The sequence below is a fragment of the Marinobacter salarius genome, assembly GCF_032922745.1.
Classification (GTDB): Bacteria; Pseudomonadota; Gammaproteobacteria; order Pseudomonadales; family Oleiphilaceae; genus Marinobacter.
Map to the genome: position 1 here is coordinate 3,236,429 of NZ_CP136693.1, position 14,303 is coordinate 3,250,731.

General features: G+C 52.0%; 10 protein-coding genes and 1 pseudogene. 3 read left to right on the top strand and 8 right to left on the bottom strand.

Going from position 1 to position 14,303, the window contains the following annotated elements:
- Positions 1-64: 64 nt before the first annotated feature.
- The gene (locus R1T46_RS14965; protein WP_317305973.1) at positions 65-2,449 is read right to left on the bottom strand and encodes a DNA/RNA helicase domain-containing protein; all 2,385 of its coding nucleotides are present in this window, start codon (positions 2,447-2,449) and stop codon (positions 65-67) included.
- Positions 2,450-2,458: 9 nt separating this feature from the next.
- A complete protein-coding gene (locus R1T46_RS14970) occupies positions 2,459-2,806 on the bottom strand; it encodes a nucleotide pyrophosphohydrolase (RefSeq protein ID WP_199480749.1) in 348 nt (115 codons plus the stop codon).
- A gap of 293 nt (positions 2,807-3,099) precedes the next feature.
- Here R1T46_RS14970 and tnpA point away from each other — a divergent pair, with 293 nt between their 5' ends.
- Genes tnpA through tnpC form a run of 3 tightly spaced genes read left to right on the top strand, consistent with a single transcriptional unit; the run spans position 3,100 to position 5,435 of the window.
- Positions 3,100-3,408, top strand: a complete 309-nt coding sequence (gene tnpA, locus R1T46_RS14975; protein ID WP_317305974.1) for an IS66 family insertion sequence element accessory protein TnpA — start codon at positions 3,100-3,102, stop codon at positions 3,406-3,408.
- Positions 3,408-3,776, top strand: a complete 369-nt coding sequence (tnpB, locus tag R1T46_RS14980; RefSeq protein WP_114435616.1) for an IS66 family insertion sequence element accessory protein TnpB — start codon at positions 3,408-3,410, stop codon at positions 3,774-3,776. The genes tnpA and tnpB overlap by 1 nt, the downstream gene beginning before the upstream one ends.
- Positions 3,777-3,833: 57 nt before the next feature.
- Complete coding sequence (tnpC, locus tag R1T46_RS14985; RefSeq protein WP_106762036.1) at positions 3,834-5,435, top strand: IS66 family transposase; 1,602 nt, start codon at positions 3,834-3,836, stop codon at positions 5,433-5,435.
- Between the two features lie 27 nt (positions 5,436-5,462).
- Here tnpC and R1T46_RS14990 read toward each other — a convergent pair.
- From R1T46_RS14990 to R1T46_RS15015, 6 genes and pseudogenes are all read right to left on the bottom strand, one after another.
- Positions 5,463-5,603 (bottom strand): annotated as a pseudogene (locus R1T46_RS14990) (transposase); the annotation flags it as partial.
- 82 nt (positions 5,604-5,685) lie between these two features.
- Positions 5,686-6,435 (bottom strand): hypothetical protein, encoded by a 750-nt coding sequence (locus R1T46_RS14995; protein WP_317305975.1) that lies wholly within the window; start codon positions 6,433-6,435, stop codon positions 5,686-5,688.
- The gene (pglZ, locus tag R1T46_RS15000; protein ID WP_317305976.1) at positions 6,435-8,426 is read right to left on the bottom strand and encodes a BREX-3 system phosphatase PglZ; all 1,992 of its coding nucleotides are present in this window, start codon (positions 8,424-8,426) and stop codon (positions 6,435-6,437) included. Before pglZ ends, R1T46_RS14995 begins: the two co-directional genes overlap by 1 nt.
- The gene (locus tag R1T46_RS15005) at positions 8,419-11,331 is read right to left on the bottom strand and encodes a DEAD/DEAH box helicase (RefSeq protein ID WP_317305977.1); all 2,913 of its coding nucleotides are present in this window, start codon (positions 11,329-11,331) and stop codon (positions 8,419-8,421) included. The genes pglZ and R1T46_RS15005 overlap by 8 nt, the downstream gene beginning before the upstream one ends.
- A complete protein-coding gene (locus R1T46_RS15010) occupies positions 11,328-12,398 on the bottom strand; it encodes a hypothetical protein (RefSeq protein ID WP_317305979.1) in 1,071 nt (356 codons plus the stop codon). Before R1T46_RS15010 ends, R1T46_RS15005 begins: the two co-directional genes overlap by 4 nt.
- Position 12,399: 1 nt before the next feature.
- Positions 12,400-14,301, bottom strand: a complete 1,902-nt coding sequence (locus R1T46_RS15015; RefSeq protein ID WP_317305980.1) for a DUF3696 domain-containing protein — start codon at positions 14,299-14,301, stop codon at positions 12,400-12,402.
- Between the last annotated feature and the right edge of the window lie 2 nt (positions 14,302-14,303).

Genomic DNA, 14,303 nt, shown 5'->3' on the forward strand with positions numbered 1-14,303 from the left:
AACTCGGGAGATCTACTCCGGAACTTCCCTTCAAGATGCAGGAGTGTTTTTTGAATCACTGGTTTCAGGCCAACACCGCAACAAACTCTCCAACGACTCTCAAGTCGTGAAGATCATCGTCTTCAATCACGATATCTCGATAACCATGAGCGCTAGTGACCGGCATCAAGATGACTTTTTCGTTAACGAGTTCATCGCCGGACATCGTTTTTTCACTGCGATACAGTTTAATGGTGAGGCAACTGCCGTTATCAGGGTCTTCAATAGCCCGATGTTGCACTAGGACTATCTTGCCATTTCGCGTTCCTCCAGGATTGGCACTAAAGAGGCACCATGCGCCGTTAGGAATCCGCTTGTTCATGGACTCACCAACAACCTGAGCGACAAACTGGCCCGGTCTTGTAGCAAAATGTTCGGGTAATTTCACCCACTCAAAATCTTCAACGGGAGACTGGAATTCACTGAATTCGCCGGCTACCGCCTGTAGGTCGTAGAGGGGCACAAAGCCTTCATAAGGAAGTGCAGATTCGTAATCAACTACCTCATACGGGACTTGCATAGCGGAAACATCATTCCTTTGTTCCGTTATCTGGGGCTCTGAAAAGCTACGAAAGTGTTCTCTGGTTTCTGCATCTGCAGAGTAGATGTAACACCCTTTCATACCCCGCGTCATCAACGTCCGATAAGTGTTCTTGATGATCATGTCAGCATCCGCGAGGGCGCTCTCCCGATCCTCTTTCAGCCTCTTCTTGTAGCCACGCACAGAACGATCAGATTTTGAGCGAGCGCCGGCGTTTGTGACAGCAATTCCATCTCGGATTACGAAATCATCTCCGATAATCACGCCTACATAGTCGAGCTCTAAGCCTTGGCATGTATGGATACAGCCAATCTCACTGATAGAGTCCTCGGCAATCAGCCATTTTGAACCGTGCTTGTCGAGATTCCACCTTGCTCTGAAATCATGCTCAGGGAGCTCAATATCAAACCTGGCTGGATCCTTCTTGCTGTTCCAGTCCCAGCAATACCCTGCCACCAACCGCGCCTTATTGGCCCGGCGATTTTTCTGTTCAATAACATTCCGCAGCTCGTTAGGGTCGTCAAAGACCCGAAAATCATAGTCGATGCCATCCAGACTTATATTGGCTGTTTCCCTGATCTGCAGGACATGATCAATCCATGCCAGATAGCCGTCAGAGCCGTTGCAACGAAATTGTGAGCTCAGCTCCAAGACAGTGACTTCTGAACCCAATTGCCTGGCAAAATGCCGAATCTCTTCCACCGTGCCGATATCCGACAGAGTGACGCGCTGGTCTTCATCAATAAAAAAAACAGAGGTTCGGGCGCTATTGATCAGTTCTTTTATCTGGTTCTCACCCAGGTTCCCGTATAGGCCAGACTTCTCGTTTAGCCTGTGGGCCTCATCAACGACCAATAAATCAAAAAAGTTGTTCTCAGTTTCGGTATAACCACCAGAACCGCGAAACAGGTTATCGATGTGGGTTTTGCGCATAGTACCTGTCAGGCGGGCTTTGAAGACTTCCCGCGGCGCAGCATTCTTGCTGACAAACTGGGTCAGCATCTCTCTATTGGTTGCTTCAACGATAAGGTTAATTGCGACGACCGATTTCCCCGTGCCCGGTCCACCCTTCACAATGAAAGTCTGTTTTGGATTTTTGCGCCCTTTTTCCGCTAGATCCAGCGCGGTTTCGTAAACCAGTTTCTGCTCATCTAGCAAAATGAATTCCCTGTTACCGCGAAGCATCGAAGCAAGGCTGTCAGCGAGTCCTTTTGAAGGTTTGATTACACCATGTTCAATTCGGTACATGATGTTGTCGCTGTCGCCATAGCGGATATTTCGCCTGAGGAAATCCGACAACTTTTTCGCATCGCTCGAAATAAACACCGGCGCCCTGTCGGTATGCTCTTGATAACGGGAGTCATTGATAGCCACTCCGCTGTCCATGTTGTGCAGATAGGCGCATGGTTGAAGGCCAATCCGTTCTTCCCGGACCGTTTCGTTATAGTCTTCAATTAATGCTGAGTATGACCAGGCTTGATAGGAAGGATGGTTAACTTCACGGATGGACCCGTTCAGAAATGTTCGAACGATTGCGTCTTTATCCGTAACTTCTGCTTCGGACCACTGCTTCAGTTCAACGATGATTGCGGTGTCATTGCGCGCTGCATCTTTGCCCGTCAGGATAAAATCCACTCTGCGACTGGTCAGCGGAATCGTATATTCAATGGCAACACCGGCCGACGGGGGTATGGCATGATCCAGTAGCGCGTTAAACATGTATTGAAGCGAATTTTTCCAGGACGTAATTTCAGATTTTGGGGTTCTTCGTTTGAGCTTCCTCCAGACCTCTTCCTCGATAACCTTCTCAATCTGATTGAACTTCACATGTTCAACAAATTCCGCCTTGGAAGCCGAATAGACGATCACGAATAACCCCTACAATTCGTTATATTTATTGGACTTGCCTTTAGCTTTGGCAACAGGATATTTGAGGGCATTTGCCTCTATTTTTCGGGCGGATTCTTCAGCAATATCGACGCCCAAAGAATCGGCCAGGAGAACAAGGTACAGCTGGATGTCTGCAATTTCGTCTTTCACTGCTGCCAAACGTTTGTCACTGAGGTTTTTCGAGTCGTCTTCGCTAAGCCACTGGAACTGCTCCGACAACTCACCCGCCTCACCACAGAGGGCCATGGTCAGGTTTTTCGGTGAGTGGAACTGGCGCCAATCTCGTTCTTCAGCAAATTGCTTCAATTTCAGGCGCAACTCTTCGAGCGAATCCATTTTGGCTAAACTCCCCTTTGTCGTGACAAAACCATTTGCTTTCGATCTATTTGCACATTAACCAAACTCAAGTGCACCGGTCCACATAATCCATAATGAACATACCAACTAAGCGCTTAGCTCCTTCGATGCCTGAATATCCATAGGCGACACTCCCAGTTCCTACGACTTCTTCCGATGACAGGTAAACGGCAGTATCTGATGTCGACTGTAAGCGCCAATAAATCCGCACCTGTAGCTGACGCCCGAGTTTCGCCACACTGATTCCTGCTTTCACATTAAAGAGGAATCCGATGACTACCCCTGATTTACACCAGTTCTGGCAAGAGACGCTGTCGGACTGGCAGGCCTCGGGCCTGTCCGGTGCAGCCTACTGCAAACAAGAGTCGCTTGTTTATCATCGGTTTGTCTACTGGCGGCAGAAGCTGACCGGCCGTGTCGAATCCAGCGAACCGGTTCAAGCTCGATCCGGATTCGCTCGTGTGGCTCCGATTCCGGATACAGGAGTCGGTTTGACCGTGTCACTGCCCGGCGGCGTATCGATCACCGGTCTGCATGCCGGTAATATCGATTTGCTGGGTGCCGTCTTGAGACAGCTGTGATGCGTCACCGCTATCTGCGCCCTTCCTGGGATCTGCCGGAGATCTATCTGTACCGAAAGCCCATCGACTTCCGCAAGCAGGCCAACGGCCTGGCCCTGCTGGTGGAACAGGAACTGGGGCACAGCCCATTCTCCGGTGCACTTTACGCCTTCACCAACCGGCAGCGGAACAAGATCAAATGCCTGATGTGGGAAGACAACGGCTTTGTGCTCTATTACAAAGCCCTGGCCGAGGAGAAATTCAAGTGGCCAGGGCCTGCGGATGAACTGATGCCGCTGACCGGTGAACAGATCAACTGGTTGTTGGACGGCTACGACATCAGTCTGTTGCGGGGCCATAAAACCCTGCACTATGAGAGTGTCGGATAGCCCTTTTTGCATTACGTTTTAGGTGTGCCAGGGCATTGTTTTTGCTATAATTCCGCCATGAAATCAACGCCTGATAACGCCCTCAAAACCCCGGATCTCAACGGTTTATCGACCGCTGAGATGGTGGCGGTTATCAGCGGCCTTCAGCAGCAACTCGCCTCCAAAGAAGACGCCATCCAGCGACGAGACGCTCGCATCGAGATCCTCGAAGAACTGCTGCGCCATAAGAAGATCCAGCAGTTCGCCGCCAGCAGTGAAAAGCTGCCCAATCAGATCCTGCTGTTCGATGAGGTCGAGCTGGAAGTCGAGATTGATGAACTGCGCGATGAGCTGCCGGACGATGTCGAAGAGGAAGAGACGCCCCGCCGTTCCCGCAAGCGCCGCCAACGTGGCTTCTCCGATACGCTGCTGCGTGAGCGTATTGAATTAACCCTCAGCGACGAAGAGAAAGCCGGTGCCAGCAAGACCTTCTTCACCAAGGTGAAGGAAGAGCTGGAGTACATTCCCGCTCAACTGAAAGTGCTGGAGTACTGGCAGGAAAAGGCGGTGTTCGAGCAGGACGGCGAAGAGCGCATTGTTGCGGCTGCCCGTCCGGCGCGCCCGCTGGGCAAGTGCATCGCCACCCCGTCACTGCTGGCTTACCTCATTACCTCCAAGTATGCCGACGGTCTGCCGTTGTACCGTCAGGAACAAATGTTCCAGCGCCTGGGGCATGAAGTGAGTCGCACCAGCATGGCTCACTGGATCATCCGGCTGAATGACGTCTTCCAGCCGCTGATCAACCTGATGCGGGAAACCCAGAATAGCGGTGATTACCTGCAAGCCGATGAAACCCGGATCCAGGTGCTCAAGGAAGACGGTAAGACCGCCCAATCCGACAAATGGATGTGGGTCACCCGGGGTGGTCCACCGGGAAAACCTTCGGTTCTGTTCGAGTATGATCCATCACGAGGTGGCAAGGTACCGGTGCGTCTGCTGGATGACTTCCAGGGCATTCTGCAAGCCGATGGCTATTCCGGCTATGGGCAGGTCTGTGCCACGAACAAGCTGACGCGGATCGGATGTTGGGATCACGCGAGACGTAAGTACGTGGAGGCGTCCCGGGCGGCACCGGCCAAAGGCAAAAAAGGCCAACCCTCAAAGGCGGATGTAGCCCTGAGCCACATCCGCAAACTGTACGCCATTGAAAAGGCCGCCCGGGATCTGAGCGACGCGGAGCGATATCGGGTTCGCCAGGAAAAGAGTCTGCCGTTGTTGAACGCCTTTAAAGCCTGGCTGGAGAAAAATGCCCCCAAGGTGATGAAAGGCCTGCTTACCCGTCAGGCCATGGATTACACCCTGAACCAATGGGACTACCTGGTCGGCTACTGTGAGCGCGGTGACCTGAAGATCAGCAATGCCGGAGCCGAGAACGCCATCCGCCCGTTTGCCCTCGGCAGAAAAGCCTGGCTCTTCGCCGATACCTCACAAGGGGCGAAAGCCAGCGCCACCTGCTATTCGCTCATCGAAACCGCCAAGGCCAATGGCCTGGAGCCTTCAGCTTATATCCACCATGTGTTGGAACGCATTGCTGAGTCCGACACGCTGGAGAAGCTCGAAGCGTTGCTGCCCTGGAATGCCGAGTTGCCGGCTTCGAAAAAAGTGGCTCAATACGATTAGGGCAAGCGGGTCGATTTAACGGCGCTTACGTTTTACCCATCGCCTGAGGGCGTTCTCGCCGACATCTAAAGAGCGACTGGCTTCGGCAACACTGTAGCCCTGGTCAAGCACCAAACAGGCAGCTTCCTGCTTGAACTCTGGTGTAAAAGATCGTCGTTTTCTGGTCATCAGACACCTCGCTTATGGTGGCGATATTACCACCTACGTTGGTGTCCGGAATCATTGAACCACTACAGATTGATTTCGCTCTTTACAATTTCAACAGCTCGTCGTCCAGCCCATATCGAAGGACCTCTATCCGCTCGCTATGCCGAGAAACAAAATCACCCGTCATAATCGGGATCTGAAAAGGGAAGAACGCAGGACTGTTCAGGAGAGAGTTGAGCGCCGCCTTACCGCCGGGATTAGCGTGGAGGGCCGCCTCTAGCATCAAAATGGCCAATTCCTGATCAAGAGTAATATCTGGTTCACCTCGCTCATAGCAACCCTTTGCGCCGGAATCCTTCAGTACGTTCCAGGCAACGAAAGAGCGGATGACTCGCCTGGAGCTCCTTTCAATTGTGGACCTTTCGCCCATAGCTTCGAAGCAGCGAGAACGTATCTGGCTTTGGGTTATTGAACTCTGGAGATTTAATAATCTGCCTACCTGCTCGGCGACTCGAAACCAGAATGGATACGCTGCAGTGGTAACAGTCCAGTGGAGACCGAGTCTCGTACCCTTCTCACGACTCTTTGCGTAGTCCAAAGCGCGATCACGAAATTCTACAAGCTCGCGCACCGGGGATACCCAGCATTTCATGATCTGGGCGACCGCTTTTGTATAGGTTTGCTCACCCCGCTCGCCATAACCCCCTGTCTGTAGACGCTCAGAAATATAGTTGTCCAGCTCTGAACGAATCTCATCGGCGGAACGGCCGTCCAGCAGCATCTCTAGCGCGTAGTCGTACCATTCCAGGCGGACGACTTGTTTGATACCAACAGAGTCATGCCTTTTACTCATTATCTTTCACGCCTCTCAAACTTCACCAAAGGCACAATTACCTCCTCAATAGCTACTCCACCATGACCCACAATAGAGTCTCCCGGGTTTACAAAAGCGTCGTGTCCGCTTGTGACGAGGGGGAAGTAGTGGTCTGGCAAACCGACCGGTTTCCATTCATGGCCAAACGGAAAGGACGACGCTATTTGAGAACGGAGCTCCGGTGTGGGATACACGCGCACTCTCTCGCCACGAGTCTCAGCAATGGCGCCTTCAGATGGACGGCCCTTACCATCGCATTCAATGTTTCCGTGGTCCGCAGTCAGCCAGACATCATATTCGTGATGAAGCAGGTAGTTGATCAGTGCAAGCAGGTATCCACCGTGACACCACTGTTTGACCTGATTATGCATGCCCGCCGAGCCGAGCTGCATGCCATGCATGATCTTATCGACTTTGTCGACCACCAGGCCTACAACCCTGGTTTTACCGGGGTGAATGAGGGTATCCAGGACGCTACCCGCATCCCCGTCTCCCAGCCCTCGTCGGTAAGCCACATCGAGGCGAGACAGCCCCTGCCCTTCCCAGAATTGCTTCCAAAGCTTCCCTTCGCTATTGCTGGAGTTGATGGTTGAGGGGAAATAAAACGGTGATTTACCTGCAAAGATCGCCTGCCTAGAAACCGAGGTAATGGTGGGAATCCAGGCGAAGGTCGCGGATTCTCGCATTACGAGGTTTGAATCCTGGTGCTGCAGAAATTGACGGATGGTTACCCACTGATCCAAAGAAAGGCCGTCCATCACGATCAACGCGGAACGATGGTTTTCGGAGTCTTCAATGTCCCTAGCCATGCGACGAGGCACGTGGTGTAACATCGCCGGGATTGCGGGCGGCAAGTTGATGAGGCTGGCGTAATGGTCTTTGAGCCAGGCCGCGAAGATCGCGTTGAGAGAATCTCCAACCTGCCGAAGCCGAGCTAGGTGCTCGGCGTTATTCCCGCAATGGACTAAAGAGGAGATTTCCGCCCATTTCAGAGCAAACGCTGTCCAATCCGAAAAGCGAGATTCCGCTGTGGGCCGCTCATTTTCGACAAGCTCAAAAAGCCGAGAGATTCGATGTTCGTCATCACCAACCGATACAACGATACCGCTTCGAATCCAGGAATCGGCCGCCACCTCAACATGCCGGTCATCTACCGGAGTGAGTCTCCCCTCCAGGAACAAGTTGTCGATGTAGACCCTTATGTCCTGATGATCGAAAGGTAACTGGCCCGGGCCTGGATACTTAAAGTGATAATTCGGACAAAACTCCCGAGCATGTCTTCCACTGCCCAGCTGAGACAGAAAGACTGGCCACCGCTCTTGCAAAAACGCAAAGAACGCGTCGTCGTCCGGTATGATCTCCGATAGTGGCCAAGCTTTTAACGCCTCATGACTCTCGAGAACCTGGCTCAGCCGCTCAGCCAGCAACTGCGGTATTTGAATCTTTCCATAATGGAGGCGAAGCAAAGCCCGAAGCAACTCCACCTCGTTAGTAATCAACTCAGCGGCAATACCGAACACGTGTCGAAGGATAAAATCCTTGGTGGCATTGTCACCCATTCGATCTGGCGGAGACTTGGATTGCGCTTCAAAGAGCGCATCCAGCAGGCTTCGGTCAAGCTTCTCGATGACTGGGTAACTCAGGTTCGGAAAGAGCTCACCCAAGTTAAACGAAAGTTTGCGACCTGCCTGGAGCAAGTCATAGGGTAAGAACTCAAGCTCGGCATCCTGGAACCGGAGAATCACCACCAGGTCGGTTTGTCCACCGCGGTCCCACATAGATCGATACCTGGATTCATAGGCGTATCTAAACTCCACAGGATCATTGAACTCAATCAAATCGAACCCTCGGTCGCGAAGCGCCAGCGCCAGTTTTTCTTCGGTTAACAAACAGTCTGGATCACGAACCAGGGTTAGCTTGCTGACGTTAGGGACAAAGTCATCCAGTATAGCGTCTCGCCAACTACTCATTAGTCACCGGCCCTTTCTCCGGTTGGTTGATAATACGCAGCATTAACAAGGGTCGGATTTCCGGTACAATCTGCCGGGCAACCAGCAGCTCATGCCGCCATTCAGATTCGTCTTCGGCACAACGGGACAGCCGGAATTGCCGCACCTCGGGTAGGCCTACCCTCTCAATAGCCTTTCGCCTAGAAGCAAATGCCACTCTACCGCGCTCTTTTTCATGCTCTAAGGAGTCAACATGTGCTTGTTGCAGGGCATCAAACAGCTCCCGGCCGGCCTTTTCTGCCGCACATTGCAGTCGTTCGTGGGAAGCAACGGATTCATCTTCTCCAAGCGTATCGTGCACAACAGGTTCCGAGGTCTGCAATGCATCCCAGATATGCCGGGCGGTGGGCAAAAAAAGTTTGCCTTCATCGCTCAAAAACACACTGATATAGCCGCGCCGAACCATGGGGATGCGCAGGAGCCCAACCTTCTGGTACATGCCCGCCTGGAGGCGAACCTCAAACAGTCCCCAGAAACCGGTGATGGCAGCCGGCAGGTCGTCAACGCTGACACAGGGCAATGACTGGCCCGCAACGAGCTGCGGCAGGTTCAGCGCTAGCCCACGGATTCTGGCGTCTTCAAGATTGAGCAATGTAGCGCCGGTCAGATGATCCGCTTCTCGAACATTGAACACCGCCTTGGGGTGCTCCTGCCCGTCCGGCCAATGCAAATCCCACCATGAGAGTTTGCGAATCGCTGCTCCACCGTGGGACTTGAGGTAGCTGACCGTCATTTGCTCAACCCAATGAGGTAACGGATGAGACCGCAATCGCTCAGCGGTTTGCAAATCCGGCTCCTCAGAAATGCCATAAACAGCCGACGAGTCCCGCACCTGCTCGATCTCCGCACGAATTTCCGCCACGGTGTGATCGACCGATGCCTCGATATCATCAGGATTCAGGCTCGCTTCGATAAACATGTGCTCAAACATCTCCCCTGCCTGGGCCGAATCGAGCACATCACCAGTTTTGTCGATACCAAACTGGTCGAAAATCACTGAAAGCTTCTGCTCAAGCACTTCGCGAACGCGGAATTCGACCGAGTCTTCAAACACGAAATTTATTGCCCGTACTGTCTTCGACTGTCCGATACGGTCCACGCGGCCAATCCGCTGCTCCAGCCGCATTGGATTCCAAGGGATGTCATAGTTGACGACGACATGGGCGAACTGCAGGTTCAAACCTTCGCCGCCCGCGTCTGTGGAGACCAGTACACGGTGTGTGTTGCGAAACGCATCCTGGGCCAACTTCCGCTGCTCCATATCCATGGAGCCATTCAGGGTCGCCACTGAAATACCTCGGGCTTCCAGAAACTCCTTGAGCATCTCCTGCGTCGGCACGAATTCCGTGAAGACGAGTATTTTCAGATCCGGATCGTCCTCTTCGGATTGCAGCTGATAGACTCGTTCGATCAGCACCTCGGCTTTGGCATCCGGGCCCGCCTGTTCACAGCGGCGAGCCGCTTCCAACAAGGCTTCCACATGGCTGCCTTCACTCTGCAAGGCGGATACATGGGACTTCAGCAGATCATCGAGCAGTTCTTGGCCGTCCATGTCATACAGCTCGTCGACACTGTCAAATTCGTTCCCGCCATTTGAGAACTCCGCCAGGTGCAGACTGGCTTCTTGCTCTCCATCCTGCAATGCGGTAAGCCGACGCTCCAGGGTGGTGCGGATCGCCCGGGTACTGGACACGACCAGACGCTGCATCAGAATCATCAAAAAACCGATGTGACGCTTCTTCTCCCGTAGTGCCTGGTTGTACCCCTCACGGACGTAGTCGGTGACCGACTCATAGAGGAGTTGCTGCAGATGATGCCGATTTTCCCACGCCACCGGGATCATCTGCGTGCGGCGCGGCTTGAAAAGAGGTTTGCCATCGGCATCAAGTGCCTTGCGTTTTTCAGTGCGGATGACATACGGCGCCACCCGGTCGCGGGAGACACTCTCCTCGTCTGGAAAAGCTTCATCATCCAAAAGGTTCATCAGGCGATGAAAAGCGTTGGTTTTGCCCTGGTGTGGCGTTGCCGAAAGCAGCAATACATAGGGCGCGGCCTCCGCCAGGCCCTTGCCAAGCTTGTATCGGGCGACCTGGTCGGTACTGCCGCCCAGACGATGGGCTTCGTCCACCACAACTAAGTCCCAACCAGAAGTCACCAGATCCTCGAAGCGGCTCTGGTTATAGGCGGCGACACGCTCGGCAGACCAGCCACGCCGCTTGTCCATGGGCTTGACCGAATCGAGCGACACGATGACCTGATCGAACACCGCCCAAGCCGAGCTTTGAAGGCCGGTTTGCTTTCCAGACCCGGGAGCCAGACGCTGCAGTGTGCCGATATCGTCGCCCAAAACAAGCTGGAATTGCTCATTGAAATGGGTCTGCATCTCAGCCACCCACTGGGTAGCAATGCCTTTTGGAGCAACGATGAGGGTCCGGCGGACCAACCCGCGCAACTTGAGCTCGCGCATAACCAGTCCGGCCTCAATGGTTTTACCAAGGCCCACCTCGTCGGCCAGCAGGTAGCGCACGCGATCACCTGAAATGGCTCGTGACAAAGCATGGATCTGATGTGGCAGAGGCGTGACATTGGACTCCATGGGCGCCAGCAATACATGGCCGTCAGACAAACTGGCAGTGCCTTCAAGCACTTCCGCCACTTTTGCGGCAGCGGCGATATAGCCAATTCCCGCCGCGTCGATTTCAGAGTCCAGAACAGCATTCAGGGGGCGTAATGCAGAGCGAGGCACGCGCACCACTGTATCTTGGTCCGGCAACCAAACCCGGCATACGGTTTGCCCCCACAGGGTATGTTCTTCGATGACCTTGCAGGTTTGGCTGTGAATGGTGCTGAACTCCCACGGGCTCATGAGATCTCCAACTCACCTTTGCCGCCGATATTGGCAAACTCGATGGTTCCATCTGTATGCCTCCAAAACATTAACCTGAGGCCCACCCCTTTCTTCGTCAAGTGCGTCCTAAAAGCCAAAGCCCCATCCTTCCGGACACGTTGCTTTGCATTCACATGCTCGCTCTCTCGAAATTCTTTGATAGGGTTTTTAGGGATACCCAGAACAATGCGAGCACATGACTCAATAGTGACCATCGCAAAATCAAGCCGAGAATCAGCGCCCCATGCATGGAGTGATTTGACAAAACCGTTTCCAATCGAGAAATCACTCACTACCTCCGGCTGTGCTCCCGATGAGATAATGTTTTTAATGCTTGCTTCGACGCTCAAGCGAACCGCTTCATCGCTGGAAGCCCCATCCCAAATTGCCCCTAAATCGAGTGATTCGATCAATTGCTCGTGACTAAACGCGATAGTAACGCTTTGGGAAAGCAAGAAAGGGAGATTTGTATGTAGGGTGAAATCCGTTGATACTAATTCAATTTCGTGGATATCCGCTTTGACAGAGATCGCCGAAGGAATCGGATCTTCAGTGCAGCTTCCGGAAGCAATCATAATGCAGGCTTCCGACTCCCCAGCAACGCGCTCATCGACCTTTATGCCAGCGATCAGCAAATCATCCTTAAATGCCGATCTGCAGTTAGGTTTCAGTCGACCAAGAAGTCCGGCTGGAGCGACCTCAAACGAGTCTTCCTCAATAAGGATGGCATCTATCCCGAAATGTTCCTCGAGTGTAGGTGTTCTCTCCAAAATAGAATTGGCAACTCTTGAAATCGTGTTTGCATCGGCAAAGGTGCACTCAAATTTTTCAATAAGTTCTACCAATCTGTGCCGATGTGGGAATTCACCATCATCGTTCAACGCCACCCTTGCTGAATCAGATAAAAGAGCACAGGTATCCGGCCTATCAAGAAATCCGCGCCATCCAACTATTGCGGAAATGAAATCTTCTAGTTGGTCTAGAGAATTACATGGATTCGGCAAACACAACAAAAATGGATCAATGACAACATCTTGAGGCAGCATATCAATCCTTATTCTTCTTTGCCCGTTTCTTGGCCAATGCTGCAGTCAAAATCGCTTCGGCCTGCTGCTGGGACTGATCAAAGAACCCTTGCGGCCAGTCTGAAATAGCTCCAAATTCATTGATGACCACCTCTCGAAAGGATGATTCCTGAGATGGTTTTTCCACAAAGTAAATCTTCGCCTGCTCGTTTAACCTCTGCTCCGATGGCGAAGAAGCAATTCGAAATCGGAGTCGATCAATCAAATACTCACTATGAGTCTCAATGATGCATTGTTTATTGCACATCGACATCGAAAGAAAAAAGTCACCCAGTAATGTTTGAACTTTTGGATGTAAATGCAGCTCTGGCTGTTCGAATACGAGAGTTGAGTCAGTATCTGCTAGCAGGCACATAACAAGAATAGGCAGCACCTGGCTCACGCCGACACCAACGTGTGTCAAGTCGTGAGTATCTTTAGAACTTGCCAATCCTACCTTTAGCTCATGTCCCAATTTTCCCTTATCTTGACTATTGATCGAATCCGCAACGCCTAAGTACTGAAGCCAGTCCGTTACTGCTGTTTCAAGAGTCCTGGTAACAGGAGCCATTTTTTTCGAAGGCTCCGAAAAACCGTCAGATGGGAGATATCTAATCTGTTTGTTCTTGTGAAGATCTAACACAGCTGCGGTATGCTCTCCGCGTAATCCCACATCATAGGGATCCGCAGCAGGAGCTAGAGGGTATAGCGGTTTAGGTGCGTCTCTCAACGGCCCGAGGTACTTTATCGAATTCGCCCAGAATGATTCCATGTAGCGCGAAGCTTGAACAAACTGACTCGGTGGGGGCGCCTGTACGATCCTTAATGTATCCGCTGACTCAGAAGTCTCTGGTTTCATCGCCTGCAAAATACGCTCATAAAGGTCGTCGCATTCACCTAACGTCTGCTCGATCTTAAGCCGATCTGATCTTGAAACTGACCTGACCCTTTCATCCCACTCTTCTAGAGTCAGTGAAACTCCAAAGTCATCAAAAAGTGACTCTTGGCGATCGATACCACTCACAAAGCTATCAAAATCTATGGCGCTGGAAAGAATTTTTCTCAACACATCAAGCACTTCAGGCGATAGTCGGATTTGGCGTTTATTCCGCCGCACACTAAACGGACGCTCTCTATAATCCGCTTGAAGTGCGGCCGCAATTTCATTGGCCCCTTCCTCAACTGTATTGACGGAATAAACAATCCTTTCAGGTAAAAAGTGCCTAAGGATTGCGCCAATCGGCTTTGCAGAAACATAGCGAGAAGATATCTCGGATAAGGAAGCTTCATCCCCCTCTACCTGGAAACATAGGCTGTTGCGTATCCGTTCATCAATATCGTCCTCGATGCCTAAAGGCTCCTGCTCGTTTAGCGATTTTTGCCTTATAGAGAATTCTCCGTACTGATCGATTCCATCTTCATCAGCTGAAATGCAGGACATCTGACTGGCAAACAATCTAGGCTGAATCTGAAGAAACTCCCTTTCAGAGACGGTGCTATCTGCATCAAAAGAAATTTCGCAGCTAATCTCCTTCAATGTAGTTGACCTAAGTCCAAGGAAAGATCGTCTCCCTTCGCCAATACCCGCATGAATGCCATCCTGCCTTTGTTGCGGACATGTGGTCCACTTGATTGAGATCTGGTTAGAATCACTACCACTTGATTTGAGGTCGTCAAACTGACCAAGGCTAGTTAGGGCACCATTAAGAACGACAGATCTTGAACTAACTTTATTCGACAGCGTCTGGGCGACTAGCAATATTGACTGGATGAAGGTGCTTTTGCCGCTACTGTTCGCCCCAGCGAAGATTGTCAGCGGAGCCAGGTCCAGTTCGGTTTCTTCCCGAATCGACTTAAAATTGAAGACCTTCCACTTGGTAATCATGC